This is a genomic window from Pseudomonas sp. BGI-2 (assembly GCF_004310295.1).
Taxonomy (GTDB): Bacteria; Pseudomonadota; Gammaproteobacteria; order Pseudomonadales; family Pseudomonadaceae; genus Aquipseudomonas.
Genome location: NZ_SISB01000039.1, coordinates 25,038 through 46,918, shown reverse-complemented (window position 1 = coordinate 46,918; position 21,881 = coordinate 25,038). Strand labels below are relative to the sequence as shown.

The 21,881-nt window shown below is 58.5% G+C and carries 17 protein-coding genes and 2 pseudogenes; 9 read left to right on the top strand and 10 right to left on the bottom strand.

Annotated features, from left to right (window positions below):
• Positions 1-6: 6 nt before the first annotated feature.
• A complete protein-coding gene (locus EYC95_RS23240) occupies positions 7-255 on the bottom strand; it encodes a hypothetical protein (RefSeq protein WP_008154823.1) in 249 nt (82 codons plus the stop codon).
• A gap of 162 nt (positions 256-417) precedes the next feature.
• Between EYC95_RS23240 and EYC95_RS23230 the strand changes: the two genes are divergently transcribed.
• Entirely contained in the window at positions 418-768 is a 351-nt protein-coding gene (locus EYC95_RS23230; protein WP_131062400.1) for a hypothetical protein, read from the top strand.
• Between the two features lie 157 nt (positions 769-925).
• Here EYC95_RS23230 and EYC95_RS23220 read toward each other — a convergent pair whose 3' ends face one another.
• Positions 926-1,357, bottom strand: a complete 432-nt coding sequence (locus EYC95_RS23220; RefSeq protein WP_131062399.1) for an N-acetyltransferase — start codon at positions 1,355-1,357, stop codon at positions 926-928.
• A 152-nt stretch (positions 1,358-1,509) separates the two neighbouring features.
• Here EYC95_RS23220 and EYC95_RS23215 point away from each other — a divergent pair, with 152 nt between their 5' ends.
• The 4 genes and pseudogenes from EYC95_RS23215 to EYC95_RS23200 all read left to right on the top strand — a co-directional run bounded on the left by EYC95_RS23215 (position 1,510) and on the right by EYC95_RS23200 (position 4,582).
• Positions 1,510-1,947, top strand: a complete 438-nt coding sequence (locus tag EYC95_RS23215; protein WP_131062398.1) for a hemerythrin domain-containing protein — start codon at positions 1,510-1,512, stop codon at positions 1,945-1,947.
• 222 nt (positions 1,948-2,169) lie between these two features.
• The gene (locus EYC95_RS23210; protein WP_131062397.1) at positions 2,170-2,805 is read left to right on the top strand and encodes a lytic polysaccharide monooxygenase auxiliary activity family 9 protein; all 636 of its coding nucleotides are present in this window, start codon (positions 2,170-2,172) and stop codon (positions 2,803-2,805) included.
• 39 nt (positions 2,806-2,844) lie between these two features.
• Positions 2,845-3,849: pseudogene (locus EYC95_RS23205) on the top strand (chitinase); the annotation flags it as partial.
• A gap of 145 nt (positions 3,850-3,994) precedes the next feature.
• The gene (locus EYC95_RS23200; protein ID WP_131062395.1) at positions 3,995-4,582 is read left to right on the top strand and encodes an NUDIX domain-containing protein; all 588 of its coding nucleotides are present in this window, start codon (positions 3,995-3,997) and stop codon (positions 4,580-4,582) included.
• Positions 4,583-4,765: 183 nt separating this feature from the next.
• On the opposite strand, the gene EYC95_RS23195 is transcribed toward EYC95_RS23200, so the two are convergent.
• Positions 4,766-5,281, bottom strand: coding sequence for a methylated-DNA--[protein]-cysteine S-methyltransferase (locus EYC95_RS23195; RefSeq protein ID WP_131062394.1), 516 nt, complete (start codon positions 5,279-5,281; stop codon positions 4,766-4,768).
• Positions 5,282-5,418: 137 nt separating this feature from the next.
• Between EYC95_RS23195 and ggt the strand changes: the two genes are divergently transcribed.
• Positions 5,419-7,146, top strand: a complete 1,728-nt coding sequence (ggt, locus tag EYC95_RS23190; protein WP_131062393.1) for a gamma-glutamyltransferase — start codon at positions 5,419-5,421, stop codon at positions 7,144-7,146.
• A gap of 55 nt (positions 7,147-7,201) precedes the next feature.
• Here ggt and EYC95_RS31115 read toward each other — a convergent pair.
• Both EYC95_RS31115 and EYC95_RS23180 read right to left on the bottom strand, forming a co-directional pair.
• A pseudogene (locus EYC95_RS31115) lies at positions 7,202-8,056 on the bottom strand (Ice nucleation protein); the annotation flags it as partial.
• On the bottom strand, positions 8,057-8,386 hold the full coding sequence (locus tag EYC95_RS23180) for a hypothetical protein (RefSeq protein WP_131062392.1): 330 nt from the start codon (positions 8,384-8,386) through the stop codon (positions 8,057-8,059).
• Between the two features lie 571 nt (positions 8,387-8,957).
• Here EYC95_RS23180 and EYC95_RS23175 point away from each other — a divergent pair.
• The gene (locus EYC95_RS23175) at positions 8,958-9,488 is read left to right on the top strand and encodes a cysteine hydrolase family protein (protein WP_131062391.1); all 531 of its coding nucleotides are present in this window, start codon (positions 8,958-8,960) and stop codon (positions 9,486-9,488) included.
• Here the strand turns inward: EYC95_RS23175 and EYC95_RS23170 are convergent.
• The gene (locus EYC95_RS23170) at positions 9,485-10,384 is read right to left on the bottom strand and encodes a LysR family transcriptional regulator (RefSeq protein ID WP_131062390.1); all 900 of its coding nucleotides are present in this window, start codon (positions 10,382-10,384) and stop codon (positions 9,485-9,487) included. The genes EYC95_RS23175 and EYC95_RS23170 overlap by 4 nt on opposite strands.
• Before the next feature lie 148 nt (positions 10,385-10,532).
• Between EYC95_RS23170 and EYC95_RS23165 the strand changes: the two genes are divergently transcribed.
• Together EYC95_RS23165 and EYC95_RS23160 are read left to right on the top strand one after the other, a co-directional pair.
• Entirely contained in the window at positions 10,533-12,032 is a 1,500-nt protein-coding gene (locus EYC95_RS23165; protein ID WP_131062389.1) for a cytosine permease, read from the top strand.
• Positions 12,029-12,868: a nitrilase family protein gene (locus EYC95_RS23160; protein ID WP_131062388.1), complete on the top strand. Its 840-nt coding sequence runs from the start codon at positions 12,029-12,031 to the stop codon at positions 12,866-12,868. Before EYC95_RS23165 ends, EYC95_RS23160 begins: the two co-directional genes overlap by 4 nt.
• A gap of 869 nt (positions 12,869-13,737) precedes the next feature.
• Here the strand turns inward: EYC95_RS23160 and EYC95_RS23155 are convergent.
• The 4 genes from EYC95_RS23155 to EYC95_RS23140 form a co-directional block, all read right to left on the bottom strand.
• Entirely contained in the window at positions 13,738-16,827 is a 3,090-nt protein-coding gene (locus tag EYC95_RS23155; protein ID WP_256656990.1) for an Ig-like domain-containing protein, read from the bottom strand.
• A gap of 421 nt (positions 16,828-17,248) precedes the next feature.
• Complete coding sequence (locus EYC95_RS23150; protein WP_131062387.1) at positions 17,249-18,577, bottom strand: TolC family outer membrane protein; 1,329 nt, start codon at positions 18,575-18,577, stop codon at positions 17,249-17,251.
• A gap of 1 nt (position 18,578) precedes the next feature.
• The gene (locus EYC95_RS23145) at positions 18,579-19,919 is read right to left on the bottom strand and encodes an HlyD family type I secretion periplasmic adaptor subunit (RefSeq protein WP_131062386.1); all 1,341 of its coding nucleotides are present in this window, start codon (positions 19,917-19,919) and stop codon (positions 18,579-18,581) included.
• Between the two features lie 6 nt (positions 19,920-19,925).
• A complete protein-coding gene (locus EYC95_RS23140) occupies positions 19,926-21,662 on the bottom strand; it encodes a type I secretion system permease/ATPase (protein ID WP_131062385.1) in 1,737 nt (578 codons plus the stop codon).
• Positions 21,663-21,881 lie beyond the last annotated feature (219 nt).

Genomic DNA, 21,881 nt, shown 5'->3' with positions numbered 1-21,881 from the left:
CTGGGGTTACGAAGATTGCTTCTTGCTGGCCTTGGCCGCAGCGGCCAGACACTCGAGCGCAAACTGCTCGGGGTAGGTCATCTGGATCGGCGTGGTTTCGCCTTTGACGGTGCGTTCGCCGTCGAGGATGTAACGGATTCGTTTGTCGGTGACGCCAATTCGCTTGGCGATCCAGGACGGTGTCTGACCGATCTGGCTGATCAGCTTGTCAGCGTATTCGGCGGTCGGTTTGTAATATTCGGCGTTGGGGGTCATGACCTTTCCAGAAAAATGGGCCCGGTAAAATGGGCGATGCGACGTTAATGGCGCGACAGGGTGCGCGAATCGTCACTCGGTGTCGCGGTATAAATGAAGTAAAGCAGAACGATACGCCGTGCCACGGTGATACAGTCCGCTTTTTCTTGATGAGCGAACACAATGCGAATTCTGATGGTGGCGCTGGCCGTGACGTTGCTGGCGGGATGCGCCGGCTCGGTGATGAACGATGCCCGCACCAAAGCCCCTTACAAAACCCTGAAATCGGACAAGCCGGAAAAAGTCGTCGCCCAGTGCGTGCAGTTTTCCTGGCAGGACGAGGCGGTGTTCGGTGTCGATGCCGGGGCGTATCTGCAGCCCGGTGAGAAGAGCGGGTCCACCGTCTACACGCGTTCGGCTGAGTCCTTCGTGGACGTGACCACCGATGCGTCAGGCACCGTGTTGAGTTACTACGCGCAGCGTGACGACTTTGTGGCCAAGCGCCGGCTTGCGGCGCTTGCGACCTGCCTCTGATCTGAAGGCTGACGCAGTACCCCCCTGTGGGAGCGGGCTTGCTCGCGAATGCGGTGTATCAGACGACATCAATGTTGCCTGGCGCACCGCATTCGCGAGCAAGCCCGCTCCCACAATGATCCGGTGTTGATCACATAAATGGGGCTGCCCACACAGGTTATACGTCGTTGACCAGGCGCTTCTGGAAAAAGAAGCGCTTATGTCCCGGCGGATAGTCGACAATCTGGCCTACCTCGCTGTAGCCCAGCTTCTTGTAGAACTCCGGCGCCTGGAAGTCGAAGGTGTCGAGCCAGACCCCGATGCATTCCTTCTCCCGTGCCAGGTCTTCGGCCATCCGCATCAGCTTGGTGCCTAAGCCCTGCCCTCGAGCCTGTTCCGGCACCGACAGCAACTCGATATACAACCATTGATAAAAAACCCGGCCATGCAGGCCGCCGAGAATCTCGTCGTGTTCGTCGCGGATCAGCAGGGCAATGGGCTCCTGCTTCGAGACACCGGCCTTTGAGGCGTTATAGGCGCGCAACGGCAGCAGAATCGCCTGCTCTTCGTCTTCGGTGGGGTTTTGCGACTGTTCGATTCGCAGTTCCATCAGCTAAATCCTTATGGCCATGAGGGGACAACACCCGCAAGCCTACCGTGTGCCCCGGCGGTTGTTCCAGTCTCTTGAGTGGAACCCTCGCTCGCGCCCGGATGTCTAGCCTAAACAGCGTCATTCCAGAACGCGGCCAATGAGGATCACCCGTGAATATTTTTGAAGCCCTGCGTGAAAGTCACGACCGCCAACGCACCTATGCCAAAGCGCTCATCAGGACCAGCGGTGACACGCCGGAACGGGTCGAGGCTTACAAACAGCTCAAGTCTGAACTCCAGGCCCACGAAACCGCCGAAGAGCGCCATTTCTACATACCGCTGATGGAGTTCGACAACGGCGTCGACCTCAGCCGCCATGCCATCTCCGAGCACCACGAAATGGATGAAATGATGGAGGAGCTGGATGAGACGGAAATGTCCAACCCGGCCTGGCTGGCGACCGCCAAGAAGCTTTCCGAGAAGGTCCATCACCACTTGGAAGAGGAAGAACAGAAGTTCTTCCAGATGGCCGGCAAACTGCTCGACGACAAGCAGAAAGAGTCCCTGGCCGGGCAGTACGAGAAGGAATACAAGGCACAGCTTTCCTAGGCCGCATGAAGCCCCCGATTGCTGCCTTGCGCTGTAATCCATTTGCTACACAGGACGTAGGACTTGGATCAGAGTACTGGTTGTATATCCAGTATTTGCGGGTGGTCTGCCACAGCAGACTCATCCGCACCAAAAATGGGTCGATGGACAAAAAAAACAGCTCCGTTAGGTTGAAGGCCTCTCCTCAGGAAGGAGAGTTCTTAAATCAACGGAGTGAAAAAAATGAACCAACCACAGACTCAACCTCAACTTCGACACGGTCGTGTCACATCCCCTTCCAGCCGCGGTGCGGTGGCCGTAGAGCAGGGGCTGCTGGGTAACTGGCAAGTCAACGAAATGGAAGGTGGCAAGAACTTCCCATCGCTGACGGCCGGGCCATTTCCGGCGCCGTATCAAACCGACAGCGACAGTGTCACGCCACCTGCCGACGGCTTGATCCTCAGTGGGGGCAAATCTGATGCCCGTGACTGCATCAACTTCACCAACGAGGAAATGAGCCTCAAGCTCGGCCGCCCGTTCTCCTGGCCTTTGTTGAATGTCGACCCCGGCCAGACCTTCAAAGTCACTTGGGAATACACCGCCCCTCACGTCACCCGTGGCTACAGCTGGTTCATCACCAAGGATGGCTGGAACCCGAAACAGCGCATCAGTCGTGCGCAACTGGAGGCAAAATCGTTCTATGACGACTTCTACACCCAGGTCCCGTACTACAGCCATTCCGCCGAGATGAAGGCCAAGGTCAATCACGAAGTGAAATTGCCGGGCAACAAAAAGGGCCATCACGTGATTGTGCTGATGTGGATCGTGGCCAACACCGGCAACGCCTTCTACCAAGCGTTCGACGTGGACTTCAAATAGGCCCGCGGTGTTAAACCCAACACGTTCAAGGAATAGAACATGTCTACTTTCGACTTTACGTTACTGAAATCGCCACTCGCCGATGCGGCGTCGTTGATGCCGAGCATTGCCGGTAAAAAAAAGATCCTCATGGGTTTCTGGCACAACTGGCCCGCCGGACCGAGCGACGGTTACCAGCGCGGCCAATTCGCCAACATCGCGCTGCAGGATGTGCCCAAGGAGTACAACGTGGTGGCCGTGGCCTTCATGAAGGGCAACGGCATCCCGACCTTCAAGCCGTACAACCTGTCCGACGCCGAGTTCCGTCGCCAGGTCGGCGTGCTGAACAGCCAGGGCAGGGCGGTGCTGATTTCCCTGGGTGGCGCCGACGCGCACATCGAGCTGCACAAAGGCAACGAGCTGCCACTGGCCAATGAAATCATCCGTCTGGTGGAAACCTACGGCTTCGATGGGCTGGACATCGATCTTGAACAGAGTGCGATTGATTTCGCCGACAACAAGTCCGTCCTGCCTGCCGCGCTGAAACGGGTCAAGGACCATTACGCCGCTGAAGGCAAACACTTCATTATCAGCATGGCGCCGGAGTTTCCGTACCTGACCACCGCCGGCAAATACGTCGGCTACATTCAGGCCCTGGAAGGCTATTACGACTTCATCGCCCCGCAGTACTACAACCAGGGCGGTGACGGAATCTGGGTGCCGGAAACCAATAACGGCAATGGCGCGTGGATTGCCCAGAACAACGACGCGCTGAAAGAGGACTTCCTGTTTTACCTGACCGAAAGTCTGGTGAGCGGCACTCGCGGGTTCACCAGGATTCCGGCGGACAAGTTCGTGATCGGCCTGCCCGCCAACGTCGACGCGGCGGCCACCGGTTACGTGATCAACCCGGTGGCAGTGGTGAATGCCTTCAAGCGTCTCGACGCCAAGGGGCTTTCGATCAAGGGTCTGATGACCTGGTCGGTGAATTGGGACAACGGAGTCAATAAGGACCACGTGCCTTACAACTGGGAGTTCAGCCGTCGTTACGGGCCGTTGATTCATGGCAGCCGGCTCTCTTCCCACGAAGAAGGCAACGCGATACCTGACGTTGCCAGGCAGCAGTAAAAAGAAAGCTCGGCAGAGATGCCGGGCTTTTTCGTTTTCGCCTACCATGTGGACCTTCTGACGAAAAAAAGGATGCTTTGTGATGGCGAACACAGCCGAACGGGTCAACATCATTGAGTCCCAAGTGTTGTCCCACGACTGGTACCTGCTGAAGAAAATCACCTTCGACTATCTGCGTAATAACGGCGACTGGCAGCGCCAGACCCGCGAGGTGTACGACCGTGGCAATGGCGTGGCGATGCTGTTGTTCAATCGCGATAAAAGAACTGTCGTACTGACGCGTCAGTTTCGGCTGCCGGTGTTCGTCAACGGCCACGATGGTTTGCTGATCGAAGTAGCGGCGGGACTGCTCGAAGGCGCGGCACCGGAAGAACGCATCCGCGCCGAAGCCGAAGAGGAAACCGGCTATCGCGTTCACCACGTGCAAAAGGTGTTCGAGGCCTACATGAGCCCAGGCTCGGTCACCGAAAAACTGCACTTCTTCATCGCAAAATATGACGCCGCGTCGAAAGTCAGCGAGGGCGGTGGACTGGAAGAAGAGACCGAAGAACTGGAAGTGCTGGAGTGGACATTCGACGAGGCGCTTGAGGCGTTTTATCGCGGGGAAATCTGCGATGCGAAGACCATCATGTTGCTTCAGTATGCGGCGATGAAAAACATCTTTGCCTGAACGACTCCTGCCCCCCTGTAGCAGCTGTCCTGTGGCGAGGGGATTTATCCCCGTTCGGCTGCGCAGCAGTCGTAAAACCTGAATGCACGGTCGATCTGATGCACAGCGTCGTCTGAATTCACGACTGCTTCGCAGCCGAACGGGGATAAATCCCCTCGCCACAGAGGCTCCGATGAATCAGTTTTAAAATAAATCGCCTGTTCGGCTACCCCCCGACCACTCGCAACCCTCAAGCGTCAGCAACCGCTCCTTCGCCTCAAGCCCGCCAGCAAACCCGGTGAGTTTCCCGGACGCACCAATCACCCGATGGCACGGTGCAACAATCGAGATCGGGTTCTTGCCATTCGCCGCGCCCACCGCCCGGACTGCGCTCGGGTTGCCAATCTGCTCGGCAATCTCGCTGTAACTGCGAGTCTCACCAAACGGAATGGTCAGCAGCGCCTGCCATACCTTCTTCTGAAAGTCCGTCCCGGAAAAATCCAGTTCCAGCTCTAAGCGATTTCGTGTGCCGGCAAAGTATTCCTGCAGCTGTTTAACGGCACGCACCAGAATCGGGTTGTCCACCGCTTCACTCATCGGCCCGAGCTTTACGCGGTTCGGTTTGTCGTTTTCCCAGAGGATGGCTGCCAGTCTTGAATCTTTCGCGACCAGCTTCAGCTCGCCGACCGGAGACGCCATGGTGGTGAAGGTGTAAGACATGCCGGCGAACTCCGCAGAAGGGCTGAACAGAGGCCAAGCATACTGCCTCGATGGGGAGGCGCAATACGCAATCCCAGCCATACTGCCTACTGCTCTTGAAGCGTTTTCCTACTTTAAAAACAAGAAGAGACCGACTCATGAAGTTCGAACCTTTTGCCAAATCGCTGATTGCGACCTCCTTGGCGCTCAGTTGCCTCAGTGCTTACGCGGCCTCCGTAGCCCCGGTTGCGGCCGAAAACGGCATGGTCGTCACGGCCCAGCATCTGGCCTCCCATGTGGGCGTCGATGTGCTCAAGAACGGTGGCAACGCCGTCGATGCCGCCGTCGCGGTGGGTTATGCGCTGGCGGTGGTCTATCCCGCCGCGGGTAACCTGGGTGGCGGTGGTTTCATGACCGTTCAGCTGGCGGACGGGCGCAAGACCTTCCTCGATTTCCGCGAAAAAGCCCCCCTGGCTGCCACTGCAAACATGTACCTCGACAAGGAGGGCAATGTGGTCCCGGACCTGAGTACCCGAGGCCACCTGGCTGTTGGCGTGCCCGGTACGGTGTCCGGGATGGAACTGGCGCTGAAGAAATACGGGACCAAACCCCGCAAGGAAGTTATCGCCCCGGCCATCAAACTCGCCGAAGACGGTTTTGTGCTGGAGCAGGGCGATGTCGAATTGCTGGAATACGCCACCGACGTGTTCAAGAAGGACATCAAGGATTCCGGCGCGATCTTCCTGAGCAACGGCGAGCCGATGCAGGTCGGGCAAAAACTGGTACAGAAGGATCTGGCGAAAACCCTGCGGGAAATTTCCGAGAAGGGCGAAGACGGTTTCTACAAAGGCTGGGTGGCCGACGCCATCGTCACCTCCAGTCAGGCCAACAAGGGCATCATCACCCAGGCCGACCTCGACAAATACAAGACCCGTGAACTGGCGCCGATCGAGTGCGACTACCGGGGTTATCACGTGGTGTCGGCACCGCCGCCAAGCTCCGGTGGCGTGGTGATCTGCGAGATCATGAACATCCTCGACGGCTACCCGATGAAAGACCTGGGCTACCGCTCGGCCCAAGGCATGCATTACCAGATCGAAGCGATGCGCCACGCGTATGTGGACCGCAACAGCTACCTCGGCGACCCGGACTTCGTGAACAATCCGATCGCCCACCTGCTGGACAAAAACTACGCGACTAAAATCCGCGCCGCGATTGATCCGAAAAAGGCCGCCGTATCCAGCGAACTCAAGCCCGGCGTAGCGCCCCATGAAGGCAGCAACACCACGCATTACTCCATCGTCGACAAATGGGGTAACGCGGTGTCGGTGACCTACACCCTCAACGACTGGTTCGGCGCCGGGGTCATGGCCAGCAAAACTGGGGTCATCCTCAACGACGAAATGGACGACTTCACCTCGAAAATCGGCGTGCCCAACATGTACGGCCTGGTGCAAGGCGAAGCTAACGCCATCGCTCCCGGCAAGGCACCGCTGTCGTCCATGAGCCCGACCATTGTCACCAAGGACGGCAAAGTGGTCATGGTCGTCGGCACCCCCGGCGGCAGCCGCATCATCACCGCCACCTTGTTGACGATCCTCAACGTGATCGACTACGGCATGAACATCCAGGAAGCGGTCGATGCACCCCGTTTCCACCAGCAATGGCTGCCGGAAGAAACCAATCTGGAGACCTTCACCACCAGTCCTGACACGGTGAAGATGCTCGAAAGCTGGGGGCACAAGTTTGCCGGGCCGCAGGATGCCAACCATGTGGCGGCAATCCTGGTCGGTGCACCTTCGCTGGAAGGCAAGCCGGTGGGCAAGAACCGTTTCTACGGGGCCAATGACCCGCGCAGGAATACCGGGTTGTCGCTCGGCTACTAAGTCGTAACACCATGGCCACCCTCAATCTGCGAGGGTGGCCCAACCGGCTACAAGGTTATTCGTCGGGCTTGGTGACAATGTTATCCGCCTCATCCACCTGATACGGCACATGCGCCTCTACGCCATCCTTGCCGGTATGCGCCACGACATTCTTGTAGCGCTTGCCGTTCCAGCACCGGAAAATCAGCGTCGCATTTTCGCCTCCGGTCAGCGTCGAACCCAGGCTGCCAATGAGCTTGCTGCGGGCGCCGCCCACCAGGATGCTGTTCTTGCCCGCCGTCAAAACGCTTTTATCGCCGCCCATCAACGTACAGTCATCGCCCGCCGTCAGTTTGCTGCGACCACCCGCCGTGAGGTGGCTATTGCTGCCCGCCAGCCGTTTGCTGCGGTCGCCGGCGATTTAAGTGCTGTCTTTGCCGGCGATCAATTTGCTGCGATCGCCTGCAGTCTGGATGCTGCCGGCGCCCGCGATGAGGGTGCTGCGATAACCCGCATTCTGTGAACTGTCCTTGCCGGCGATCAATGAGCTTTGATAACTGGCGATCTGGTTGCTGCCGTATCCGGCAGTCAGCGTGCTGTGCATGCCGGATGTCAGGCTGCTGCCGTAACCGGCGGTCAATACACTGCGCAATCCGCTGATCAGCGTGCTGCCGTAGCCGGCGATCAAAGAACTGTTCTGGCCCGCAGTTTCGGTGCTGCCGTAACCGGCTGTGAGGGTGCCGTTGTGTTGGGCGGTCAAGGTGCTGCCGTAGCGGGCAATCCATGAACTCTGGCTGCCGGCCGTTTCCGTGCTGCCGTAACCCGCCAGCAGATAACTTTGATGCCCGCCGGTGAGCGTACTGCCGTAAACAGCGGTTTCGAAAGTTTGCGAGGCGTCGGTTTTAGCGCCGATGCCGGGAGAATTGTAACCCTATGTTCGCCGACTTTCGAATTCACGGCTGGATGTTTTGTTGGGTGACACAAGTGAGTTGTCGATCAAACTAATGTTTGATGCTTGATAGTTTTCAATGTGCGTTGCAATGTAATTGATCGAGCTGTCCTGAGTGCCAGTGTGAACAACTTCCGCCTCCGGAAACTTGATCATGCCGTCTTCTTCAAGTTTTATAACGTGATCAATGTGAACTTCGCACACGATCCACTTGGCTTCGGCTCGCAAACTCAGTTGAGTAGAGGAGCCTTCTCCCCACAATAAACCGACCAGGCCGTTCTCGAGTTTTTTGCTGGGCTCCAGTGCTTGCACACCATCAGACCTGGCCGGCATGGTCCGACATGTCGTTGGCGCAAGTGCGCAAGACAAGGACTTTGTTGTCACTCATATATGTGTTCTCAATGGATGTAACGGCATCAGCGGGAATCAGGATTGTAAGCGGCGCCCATAACGTTCCAAAAAGAACGATTCGGTATAACTCACACGTCACTGGCTGAAATCCATTAAGAGCCAGCAGCAAAGCCGCAGTCCTGTTATTAAACAGGTTGCAGTCCCTGGCGAAACTTCTCGATATCGAAGAGTTACCCTGAAGCAATGGGTCAGGTCTGACTGCACTTATTGTTGTTCGAAAGTGTTTAATGCTGTTCGTTGCAATAGATTAAATAATATCGTCATAGTTGATGTGGTGTAATGAATTTTCAATTCAGCGTAGCGGCGTTGAGGCGGGCCTTGCCCGACTGGATGAATTCGCTGACACGCAACGATGCCAAGCTATTCCATCGTGGGTGTTTTGCGGCATTATCGACGGTACGCACTCTTTGCTCGGCTCCAGTGAGCAGGTGGCGTACCCCTTGATCTGAAGGACGACTTTAAGGCCTGAGCCATGACCACTGCACTGCTGATCATCGACGTCCAGCACGCCTTGTGCGCTGGCGAGTACGAATGCTTTGAGATCAAACGCGTCATCAAGAACATCAACGGCCTCAGTGCCAGGGCCCGTGATGCTGAAATACCAGTCATCTTCATCCAGCACGAAGAGGGTGACCTGCTCAAGCACGATTCCAAAGGCTGGCAACTGGCGGACGGACTGGAAACATCACTCCAGGACCTGCGCGTACGCAAAACCACCCCGGACTCTTTCTACCAGACCGATCTGCGCCAACTGCTGCTGAAGCGCGACGTTGATCGCCTGATCATATGCGGTCTACAAACCGACTATTGCGTTAACGCTACCGTTCGCCAGGCACACTCGTTGGGTTACGACGTGGTGCTCGCTGCCGACGCCCATTCAACCGTCGACAACGGCAACATGCGTGCCGATGACATCATCGCCGAGCACAACAAGGACTTGGCGCGCCTGTCCGGTTCGGTGGCCCGGATCGACGTCATCCCGACCAGCGAAATACGCGTCTAAGTACTGAAAACATCGATCAGCTCGTTGAGGAACGCACTCACCAAATCACGCTGACGCGCCGAATGCCGAACCGCCGCATGAAAGTCGACCTCATAACGCAGCAGCTCGGGATTCAGCGGATGCAATTGCCCCAGTTGTTCATGCTTCGCCGCATAGTGCTGCGGCAGAAAGCCCAGGTGCTGGCCAGAAAGAATGAGCAGCGCCGCGCCGTCCATGCTGTCGGTGAGCACGGTCAGGCGTTCGATCGAGGTGGGCGCGGGCATTTCCGGCAAGGGGTGGCTGGGCCAGACCCAATCGAAATCGCTGACGTCATCCCGGGTCAGCTCACCCACTTGCTCAAACAGCGGATGAGCAGGGGCGCAGTAGGCGATCTGGGTTTCCTGGAACAAGGGGAAGTAATCGATGTTGGGCAAACGATGCCAGAAGTAACCGATGGCCAGATCGATATGGCTATTGATGATTTTCTCTTCCAGCAGCGATGACGACAGTTCCGTGAAGTGGAAATACAAGCCTTCATGGCGCGAGCGCAAACGCGCGATGGCCAAGGCGATTTTCTTGTTGGCAACGGGGTCGATCTGGCCGAGCAAACCGATGTTGATGTTGCCCGACACCTTGCGATTGATGTGCTGGACTTCAACCCGGAAGCCTTCGGCCGCCGCCAGCAATCGGCGGGCCGCCTCGACAAACTGGCCGCCCTTGGGCGTCACCGAAAATCCGCCGCGCCCTCGCTCGCACAGGCGAAATCCCACCCTTGCTTCCAGCGTCGCCAATTGCGCACTGATGGTGGGCTGCGTGGTGTTGAGCGCGGTTTGCGCGGCCGAGATGCCGCCCGCCTCGACGACGGTCAGAAAGACCCGGATCAAACGCAGATCCAGCTCCGATACAGTGCCCAGCATGGGTGTCCCTCAATGTTCACTCACATAGACGCCGATCTATGTAAACAGTGTGCCAGCGATATTTTACAGCCCTGATCCAGGCCCTACATTGCAATGAAACCGGCGCTTTGCCCATAAAAACAACAATCAACTGCATAGGAACAATCGTATGTCAGGGTCTCCTCATTCTGCGCACGCCCTTGAGGCGAGTGGCGGGTTGGCCATCGAAGGCCACTCGATCGATTACATTCCGGAAAACGAACGTCACGCCAAACTCAGCAGCCAGGGGCCTTTCTGGTTTTTGGGCAACTTCCACTTCTTCACCATCTCCATCGGTTTTGTCGGCCCAAGTCTCGGATTGTCGGCGCTGTGGACGATGGTGGCCGGTGCACTCGGGATCATGTTCGGCACCATCTTCATGGCCTTCCACGGCTCGCAAGGCCCCGAAATGGGTCTTCCGCAGATGATCCAGTCGCGTGCCCAATTTGGGTATCGCGGCGTGATCCTGGCCTTGATGGCAACGATGTTCGTGTTCGTCGGATTCAATGTGGTGAACATCTCGCTGATCATGAACGGCCTCGAACATGTCTTCGGCGTCGACCCGACCATCGTCGCCATTGCCGTGGTGCTGATCGGCGCGCTGCTGTCGATCTACGGTCACGACTTGCTGCACAAAGCCTTCAAGTGGGCGTTGCTGGCGACCTTGCCGTTGTATGCGCTCGTCACCATTGCCTTGATGTTCGGTGCAGGCCAGGAGGGCGTCACACCGGCGACCGATCTGGGGTTCAGCTGGGTGTCGTTTGCCACGCTGTTTGCCATCGGCGCGAGCTACAACATTTCCTATGCACCGTATGTCTCCGACTATTCTCGTTACCTGCCGAAAAACACCAGCCGGCCGAAGCTGATCGCGGCCGTGTTCATCGGCGCCTCGTTGTCGGGCGGCTGGATGATCGGCCTCGGCGCCTGGCTCGCGCAGCAGTTGAAAGCGGCGGATGCGCTGGTGGCGCTGAACCAGGTCGGATCGTCGATGATTCCAGGCCTGGGTAATGTGTTGGTCATCGTCTCGGTGGCGGGTTTCCTGCCGATCATCGCGCTCAACACTTACAGCGCCATGCTGACGTTGTTGACGGGCGTCGACTCGATCAAAAAGATCACACCGACACCCCGCGCCCGAGTGATGTCCATCTCCGCGATCAGCCTCATCCTGTTGACCTGCGTGCTGTCGATCAAGGGCGATGGCATCGCCCTGTTGAACACCTTCCTCGTGCTGCTGTTGTACTTCCTCGTGCCCTGGACCGCGGTCAATCTGGTCGACTACTTTTTCGTGCGCAAAGGCCGCTACGCCATCCCGCATTTCTTCACGCCGAAGGGCATTTATGGCGCCTGGGAATTTCGCGGAATCGTCTCGTACCTGATCGGCTTTGCCGCGATGGTGCCGTTCTTCTACATCTTCGATGCCGCCGCCGGGAAAGAGGTTTTCGTCGGGCCGCTGGCGCGCATGCTGGAAGGCGTGGACATCGCCTGGCTGGTGGGCCTGGTGGTTTCAGGTCTGACGTATTACCTCCTTAGCCGTTCGATCGACCTTGAATACGAACGCCGGATCATCGACTCGATCACCGAAAGCGACATTGTTTCCATGGCCCATCAACCTGTGGAGGAGGGGCGTTGAACAGCGTAAAAAATACCGTGGTCGCCTGTTGCCAGGTTGCACCGAAAATAGGTGACCTCGCTTTCAATCGGATGCTGACTGAGCGTGCGATTCGCTCGGCGGCGTTGCAGGGCGCTCAGGTGGTGGTGCTGCCCGAGCTGGTGCAGAGCGGTTATGTGTTTGCTGACCGTGGCGAAGCGCTGTCCTTGTCCGAAACATCCGAGGGGCCAACCCTGCGCCTGTGGACGGCGTTGGCGAAGGAATTGAACATCGTTGTAGTGGGCGGATTCTGCGAGCGACTGGTAGGCGATGAACTGGCCAACAGCGCGGCGTTGATCGATGCCCAAGGCCTTCGCGCCGTTTACCGCAAGGCACATCTGTGGGACGCGGAGAAAGAAATCTTCAGCCCCGGCAACGACGCGCCGCCGGTGGTCGAAACGGTCCATGGACGGATCGGCATGCTGATTTGCTACGATCTGGAATTTCCCGAATGGGTGCGCCTGCCGGCGCTGGCCGGTGCAAATTTGCTCTGCGCGCCGGTCAACTGGCCCGATGGACCACGGCCACCGACCGAACGTCCGGCGGAAGTGGTTCGGGTTCAGGCCAATGCGTCGGTCAACCGGATGTTCATTGCCGCGTGCGACCGGCATGGGCATGAACGCGGGGTTGGTTGGGTGCAAGGTTCGGTGATCGTCGATGCTGACGGTTACCCGCTGGCTGGGCCGGCGGAGCAGGGGGGCGAGCAGATTTTGCTGGCGACACTTAACCTCGCCGAGGCACGGAACAAGCGCATCAGTGCGCGTAATGATTTGCACCGGGATCGGCGGCAGGGGTTGTATGGATGCGTCGAGGAGTGAAGCGGTCGCTCGCTCTTCCGCGATGGGCGGCAAGCAGCCATAGAGGCCATCAAGGCAGTACGAAGGTTGTGGTATTTACCGTTTATTCTTAATCGAATAACAAACCGATAAGATTCCAGCCTACCCCTATAGTAAAAATGAGAAGAATGAGTACAGACGTAAGCGTTATCGACTCATGGGGCATGACAGTAGCTCCATAAAATAGCAAGTACTATGAGTGGCTAACTTCGACGTGGGCATTTCATTGCCTATTGAATGCATATGCCTTGGGAGTGCCACTTACCTTTCTCGATTAATGTACTAGTTAACGTTCAGCAAACTCTATGCCAAACGTTAAGCGCATATAAGTTCTGCCGGTGTAACCGATTTTTGGGCTTCTTTCGATATAAACTTTGGGTAAATAAAGCCCGTTTATGGGGGTGTTTCCTCTGAAGTGGGGAGGCGTTTTAAGTTGGTTTTAGAGGTGGCTTCCGAGGTGTTGTTCGCTTAAGCGTTTTTACAGGCTTTGGGCCGATAACAGCCCGTTTAGCGAAGTCCTGTAGCAACAGGCTGAGTGGACAGGCGCGTGGGTGCAGGCTCTAGGCGCCGTATGCTGCAACCGTTACAAAACCCGAGTGACAGTGCGAGACTCACCACTTGGACCGAATTGCACAGGAGCAATTTTCGTCCCGGTCATGAACGTTAAACCTGTACTAACTGTTTTAGACACTCTGGACCGAATGATGCTGGTCACTAATGGCTGGAATCGATAGCTGCCGAGTGAAAGGCAGCTATCGACCCATTGAAATTTCCGCTCAAGAACACAACCTGCCACGCTGCGAGCAGCCCTTCAGGCAATTCCTGAGCAGTCCTGCGGCGTTGCGCTCATGTCAGCGACTTACCGGTGCCGAGACGGCCACGGTCACCGTCGCCGGTGTCGACACCGCGCCCTTGGTATCGCTGGCTTGATAGGTAAAGCTGGCGACGAACGACGCGGCGATCGTGGACGGTGGTGTGTAGATCACGCGTAAGCCGTCGGTGCTGGCCGTGCCCTTGCCGGCGCTCGGTTGCGTCAGACCCACCACTTTAAGTGGCACATTACCGTCAGGGTCGGTGTCGTTGGCCAGGACATTGATGGTCAGCGGTTTGCCGTCTCTGCTGGTGGCGCTGTCGGGTTTGGCGACCGGTTTTTTGTTTTCGCCTTCGCCTGTGCGGAAGGTCGGTAGCGCCGCAGAGTTCACATAGGTGACGCCGTCCCAGCCGGGCAGGGGCGTTGGCATCAACTGGAACTGGCCGGGCCTCTCGATGTCCCAGCGCAGCAGCATCGAAGTGTCCTCATGCTGGGTGTTGTGGCAGTGCTCCATGTAGGTGCCGGCGAACTCGCGGAAGCGGATGGCTATTTCCACGTCCACCGAACTGTCGATACCCTCGCCAATGCGATAGACGTCCTTGCGCGCCCATTTTTCCCATTCTGGCGGCGCCTTGCCGTCGCGGTTGAGGACGATGCCTTCTTCGAAATGCACGTGCACCGGGTGGGTCCAGCCGTTGCCGCCGTTCTTGATTTTCCACACCTCGAGGGTGCCGTCGCCGGAGAACCCGGCATCTGTCGGACCGTTGGCCAGTTGCGGGGCGGCGCTGATTCGCCGTGCGTCCATCTGGTAGCCATAGCCACCATCGGTCTTGATGGTCCAGGGTTCTTCGTCGGTGCCATCGGAGCGACCGAAGATGAACTCGCGATGCCGCGCCAGTTTGAGTTTGGCCTGCACCGTCGGATCGTCACGGTTGAGGGTCAGCGGAATCATGATTTTACCCGCCGCCTTGCCCGGTTTGGCTGGCTCGTACTCGGCAGGGTTCATGCTCACATCCGTGCCGCTGTAAGGCTGAACCACCAATTGCATGAACTTGCCCACCACCGGGTCGCCGTTGTCCCATTCCAGCCCTTTGCTACCCAGCTTGAGCACCGCTTTGTACTTCCCGGACATGACGTCGGCCAGGCTCACCGGTTCTATCTCCGGCCCCCTGCCGCCCTGGTGCACCATCAGGTTGACGAAGTACAGCTTGTCGCCGGTCTTGATCCCGTTTTTCGCGAAGTTGACGATGATGTCGTAACGCTCGGCAATGCCTTGGGTTGGCAGGATAGCGTTGTGGTCCTGCATGTCGCCGTCGCCGTCCAGGTCCATGCTGCCGTCGAACGGCACGGCGTGCTCCATGAGGTTGCCGTCGTTGCCGATCAAGTGGAACGGCACGCGCGCAAAAGACACGCCGGAACCTGCCGGTCCGGGGAATTCGCCGCCGGTGCCGGCGATTTCACGCACCAGCGCGATCCTGAAGTAGCGTGATATCGAGCCGTTGAGTATGCGGAAACGATAGCTGCGAGCGCGCACGTTCAGGCGCGGCTGGTACTGCCAGTTGACCAGGATCTGATCGCCGAGGAAGCCGTCGGTGTTGAACGGGTTGAACCACAGTTGGCCGTTCTTATCCCAGGCCTTGTCGGCCACCATCAGGTTGACGTCATAGTCGCGGTTGCCCCAGGGCAGCGCCGAACCGCTGGGCAGGCGCAGGTTGACGCCGTCCTCGACCGCCTCGTTGCCACGATCCAGGGCGCTGTAATAGTTCATCATCACCGCGTTGCCCTTGTAGACGTTCTGCGCGGTGAAATCGAGCATGTGGTCGTGGAACCAGTGAGTGCTCATGGTTTCGCGCCAGTCGCCGCGGATCTTGATGGTGCCGTTGTTGCAGGTCTTCAGGCCCGGGGTGGCGTCGTTGACGAACAGGGTTTCGCCCGGGGCGCAAGGGAACGCCGCGCGAGGATCTTCAGCCTTGGTGTTGATGGTGTCGTAGCCGGCCAGTTGCATTGGCCAGCGATAGTCGTAGTACTGCCCCGGAAAGAAAAACGCATTGGTATAGCCATCGCTTTCGGCCGGGTTGTGGCCGTTGTGTTCGTGGGTGCTGAGGGTGTGCAGGCCGAAACCCATGTTTGCGGCAGGGTCGATCGGCAGGGCGTTGTAGTGACGCATCAGCACCGGTTGGCCGTAGCGCACCATCAGCAGTTTTGTAGGAAAGGTGCCGTCGAAGGTCCATAACGCTTTGTGGTTCTGAATCGGCATTTTTGGGTGAAGACGGGTGTCGATGCCTTTGGTCGTGCCCGTTGTGGTCGGGACGTCCGAGGTCTGGTAATAGAGCCCGCCAGGCCCGAACTCACCGACGGCGTAGTTGTGCAGTTGTCGGCGGTCGCGCATGCCACTGTTGAGTTTGGCGCCCGCTTGCACGGTTTTGAAGGCGACCTGCGGGTAGAACTCGTTCCAGCGTTGATGGGACCAGCCTTTTCCTGGCGGACGACCTTCGGCCGGCGAACCTACCGGATGGCGGTTGAGGAAGGCTTCAATCTGCGATTTCCAGGGGTTGCGATCCAGCACGTTGGAGTATTGCGACGGAAACGGGTAAAGCCCGGGCTGGCGCATGAAGGCTTCCAGTGCCGAACTTGACGGCCCGCTGCGAGCGATGCTGTCCGGGTCCTGCTGTGGCGCCGGGCCGGCAAGGGGCACAGGGAATGTCAGTGTCGGTGCGGGCAGGGTCGGGTCGAGTTTTTCCGTGCCGAATTCCTCCAATAGCAGCAGTTGCTGGGTGAAGGGTTGCGCCCCGAACAACGGGCTGGGTTTGCCGTTGGTGGGGACTTTGAACGAGGTTTGCAGGCTCGGCGGCAGCGCGTTGTCAGCGCGTGGAGTGTTGCGGTCACCGTACGCGCCGTTGGGTAGGGCAATCGCGCCCTGGTTGGTCGACGGCATTGTTTTCAAGGCTTCCAGCGCTGCCGCAGGGTCGGCGGGCGGATTGGTATACGCCGAGGGGTCCGTCGGTGGCGGCTGGCTGACATCGTCGAGCGGCACGGCATTGGCGGTGTTGAGGGTAAGAAGCATCGCACAGGGCAGGCTTGACCAGCGCAGCAAGTCGATGGAGTTGCATGGTGGTTTTGCGCGTTTCATTTTTTCACCCCTCGCGTGATGCCCCGCCGTCTCCATGTTCGGGACGACAGCTAATGCGGGTGCAAGGGGTGCAGCAACAATTAAGCCACTACAGCAGAGCGAAGAAGAAGTTCAACTTCATTGGCTGGTGGCTCCAAGTGTGTCAAGTGATCGAAGAAGAGGGTGGGGGATAATCCTCAAATCCGGTGGAACCCCCGGTTTTGGTGGGTGTAGTTCCCCACTTATGGGAATGGTAGTGGCCCGTTTTCGACAGTGAAAATTCAAGGCCGTCAACAGCTGCGAAGGCCATTTCATCAGCGCCAAAAAGTTGAGAGTAGTTCAGGGGGCTGTGGTGGGCGGCGGGATTTGGTTAATATCAAAGTTACCCAGAGGTGGAACGCCGGTTAGCCATCATTTGGCTCGACCGGCTGACAGGCGAATGTCAGTTGGTGACCAGCAGTTCCGGGCCAAGGTAGTTGTTGATCTGGTCGATATCATCGTCGCCCAGACTGCCCACCGAAGAGGCCAGGCGCAGACGCGACATCAAATAGCGCAACTTGGCCTCGAACAGATCGTGGCGCGCAACGAAGAGCAGCTCTTGGGCATTGAGGACGTCCGAATTGGTGCTGGTGCCGCCTTCCTTGAAACCTTTGCGTGTCGAAGTCAGTGAGCGTTCGTTGGATTCCACGGCCCGCTCCAGCGCATGAATACGTTTGGCGCCACTGTGTATGCCGGCATACTCGCGGGTGGTTCCGGAGATGACTTCTTGTCGCGTGGCGTCGAGCTCGTCCAGGGCCTTGAAACTATTGGCGCTGGCTTGGCGTGTCAGTGCGCTGGTACCGCCACCGTTGTACAGCGGGAAATTGACTTCCAGCCCGATTGAGCCGTAGCGGTTGCGTTGATTGAGCTCGGAGATTGATTGGCTATCGCCCGCGGTGTAGCCGGCAACGAAATCCAGTGTCGGCCAGTGGCCAGCCCTGGCGCGCTTCACTTCTTCTTCAGCGAGGTTGCTGCTATGACGGCGCGCATGGATCAGCGGGCTATCGGTCTGAGCCTTGATCAACCAGTCCTGCAGGTTGCTCGGTTGCAGCGGTGGCGTATCGAAGCTCGAACGCAAGGTGATCAGCGATTCGGGGGTTTCTCCGATGAATTCCTCAAGGCTGCGGCGCGCATTGATCAGGTTGTCCTGAGCTTCGATCAGCTCGGCTTCGGCGAGGTCGCGGCGAGCGACCGACTCGTCAATGTCGGTTATGGTGCCGGCCCCCAGCTCCATGCGCCGTTTCGCCGAGGCGAGTTGCTCATCGAAGGCGCTCAGCTTGGACTTGGCGAGGACGATGGTTTCGCTGGCCAAAAGCACGTCGAAATAACTTTCGGCGAGGCGCACCGCGGCGTCCTGACTCTTGGCATCGAACACCGCGACGCTGTAGTCGGCACGCTGTTTACCTTGGCGGTACTCGGCCATTTTCTGTTTGTTGAACAGCGGCTGGCGCAAGCGCACGTTAGCGCCCTTGGAGTCGTAGTCGAGATCCCTTTCGATGCCGCTCTGGCGCTGGGTGCCATTGACCTTGTTGTCGTAGGCCGAGGCACTGATCTGCGGTAGCAGGCCGGCCTGGCCGATGGCGCGGTTTTCCAGGCCGGCCTCTTTTTCATGTACAGCGGCGCGGTAGACGGGGCCCTGGTACTGCAACAGATCCCAGGCTTGTTTGAGGTCCATGGCACTGGCCGGGAGGGACAACCCCAGCAGGCAGAAGATCAGGCAATGACGGTCCATTTCATTGTTCCTTGAACGAGCTGTCGACACGCTCGAGCATTGGTTTGAGAAGGTAGCTCATCAAGTTGCGCTCGCCGGTCTTGATGGTGACGCTGGCGGGCATACCGGGACGAATGTGATTGCTGCCAAGCAGGCTCATGCCGTCGGGCGTGACTTCTACCTGAGCCAGATAGAACGGTTGCTTGCTTTCCTCGTCGAGCAGGCGGTCGGCGGATATCGTCTTCACGCGGCCAGGGATGTTGGGCGTCTGGGCATGGTTGAAGGCCGGAAAGGCAATGTCCACGGCCAGTCCGGGGACCATCTTGTCGATGGCCTGTACGGGGATCATCGCGTCGACCTGCAGCGGTTCGTTGTCCGGAACGATTTCCATGATCTTGAAGCCGGGCTGAATGATCCCGCCGATGGTCGCGATGCTCAGTGACTGGACCATGCCGTCGATGGGCGAGCGAATCACCGTGTGGGTCACTTCATAGTCCAGCGCACGCAAGCGGTCGGCCAGGGTGGTGTTCTCCTTGGCGGTGTCAGTGAGCTGCGATTCGACTTCCTTCTGGTAATCGTGCTGGCGCTGCAGGATGCGCAGCTTGATTTCGGTGGTCTGGCTCCGTATGCGAGCAATGTTATTGAGGTTTTCGGCCTGGCCTGCGGAGAGGTCGGCATTGCTGCGTTCCAGCTCAAGCAGGCGGTTGCGCGGCACGTAACCTTCGGCCGCCAGCACGCGGGTGCCTTGCAGTTCCTGGTTGAGGAAGTTGATCTGCGAGGCGCGGGCGCCATAGACCTGCTGCAGACCCTTGAGCTGCACCGCCGACGCCGCGAGGTTTTCCTGCAGGATGCTGATTTCGCCCGCGAGGCCGGCGCGCCGGGTATCCAGCAAACGTTGTTGCAGGTTCATGGCGGCCACCAGACGGTGGTCATTCCCGAAGCGCTTGAGCAATTCGGGGTCGTAGTTCACCACGTCGCGGCCGTCACGTTCCGCTTCCAGGCGGTTTTCCACCGTCTTGCTGACGATGTACTGGGCGCTGACCGCACCCTGTTCGGCAACGGCACGCAGCGAGTCGAGGCGGACCACTTCCTGGCCTTTTTTCACAGCATCGCCTTCGCGAACAAGAATGGCCTCCACGGTGCCGCCGCTCAGATGCTGCACGGCTTTGCGATTGCTGGTGACTTTTACGGTGCCTGTCGCTACCACGCCCGCATCCAGCGGCGCCAGCCAGGACCACAGGAGGAAGCCGCCGAAGCCGGCGAGCACCAGCCACAGACCCCTGCGCATGGGTTTGCCGACGTCCAGATCCACCACGTTTCTGGGATCGGGACGAATCATCTCGATGTGTTGGTTCATTTGCATGATCGGTCACTCCCGTGCTTTGACGGAGGCCAGTGGAGTCGACGCGCCTGCAGGCATCACATTGGTCTTGCGCAGCGCTGCGAATACTTCGTCACGTGTGCCAAGCATCTGCACGCCGCCGTCGCGCAGCATCAGCACCTTATCGACGGCGCAGAGCACGTTGGGGCGGTGGGAAATCAGAATGACGGTGGCGCCACGGCCCTTGAGTTGGGCCAGCGCATCGACCAGGGCCTTTTCACCGACGTCGTCGAGGTTGGCGTTCGGCTCATCCAGCACAATCAGATTGGGCTCTCCATACAGCGCGCGAGCCAAGGCGATGCGTTGCTTCTGGCCACCGGAAAGCGGGCTGCCATCGGTGCCCAGACGGGTCTCGTAACCCTGCGCAAAACGCAGGATCATCTCGTGCACGCCAGTAGTCCGGGCGGCGCGGATGACCGCGTCGCTGTCCACTTCGCCAAAGCGCGCAATGTTGTCGGCGATGGTGCCCTCGAACAGCTCCACGTCCTGTGGCAGGTAACCGAGCCAGGGGCCAAGTTCGCCCTTGTTCCAGGTGAATATGTCCGCGCCGTCCAGGCGCACCTTGCCGGCCTGCGCCGGCCAGACGCCAACCAGCAGGCGGGCGAGGGTGGATTTGCCCGAGGCGGATGGACCGATGATGCCAAGGCTTTCGCCGGGTGAAAGGTTGAAGCTCACCCCGCGCAGAATCGTGTTGCTGGTGCCGGGGGCGCCGGCATACACATTTTCCACCGCCAGCATGCCAAGCGGCCGCTGCAGCGACATGCTGGGTGGCCGGCGCGGATAGTCTTCAAGCATCTCGTTGAGCCGGCCCCAGGCCGAACGGCAACCGAGCAGTTGCTTCCACGACGCAATGACTTGTTCCACCGGGGCCAGCGCTCGGCCGGTGAGGATCGAGCAAGCAATCATCATCCCGGGGGTGATCTTGCCTTCGATCGCCAGCAGTGCGCCGGCGCCGAGGATCAGCGACTGCAAAGTGATACGCACGAAGCGCCCGGTACTGCTGATCAGGGCGGCACGGTCGGAGGCCAGTGTCTGCATTTCCAGGATGCGCAAATGGCTTTGGTACCAGCGCTTGCCAATCGACGGCAGCATGCCCATGGCCTCGATGACCTCGGCGTTGCGCAGGTTGTTGTTGGCGTAGCAGGCGGAGGAGAGGGCGGCCTGATTGGCTTCGGCCAGCGGCTTCTGCGTCGCCTTTTCGGTGAGATAAGCCAGGAACACCAGAATCAGCGAGCCGATCAGGGTGATCAGTCCGAGCAGCGGGTGGATCAGATAGGCGACCAGCAGGTACATCGGCGTCCAGGGCGCATCGAAAAAAGCGAACAGGGCATTGCCGGTGAGGAACTGACGAACCTGCGCGAGATCTTGCAGGGCCTGGGCCGGATTGCCTCCGGCGCGGCTCAGGTTGCGCTCGAACGCAGCAGTGAAGATGCGTCGGTTGAGGTCCATGTCGAGGCAGTTGCCGACTCGGATCAACACGCGGGTGCGGACCATTTCCAGCGTGGACATCAGCAAGAACAGTCCTATCACCAGTAAGGTCAACATCGTCAATGTCGTGACGTTGCGACTGACCAGGGCCCGGTCATAGACCTGCAACATGTATATGGCTGGCGTCAACATCATGACGTTGATGACGCCACTGAACCCCGCCAGCGAATAAAAACTGCGGCGCAGGCGAAAAATCGCGTCGGCCAGTTCGGAGCGGGTGCTCGAGAGCTTGTGCATTTGATAGTCCCTCACCGAAAAACCGGTTGTGCTTGCGGCAAAACAGCAGCAGCAAATGTTGTGGCAAACCATAGATGTAGTTGCGAGCGCGTCTCGTTGGCACAAGCTGTAGCGCTCTTGGAAAAGTTCCATAAATTTTTATGTTTACACGCAGCAGCGTAGGTGGCGTTTGTCTCTCTAGCGATACAGTTTGAAATAACATTTCGCTCTAGCAGTTGT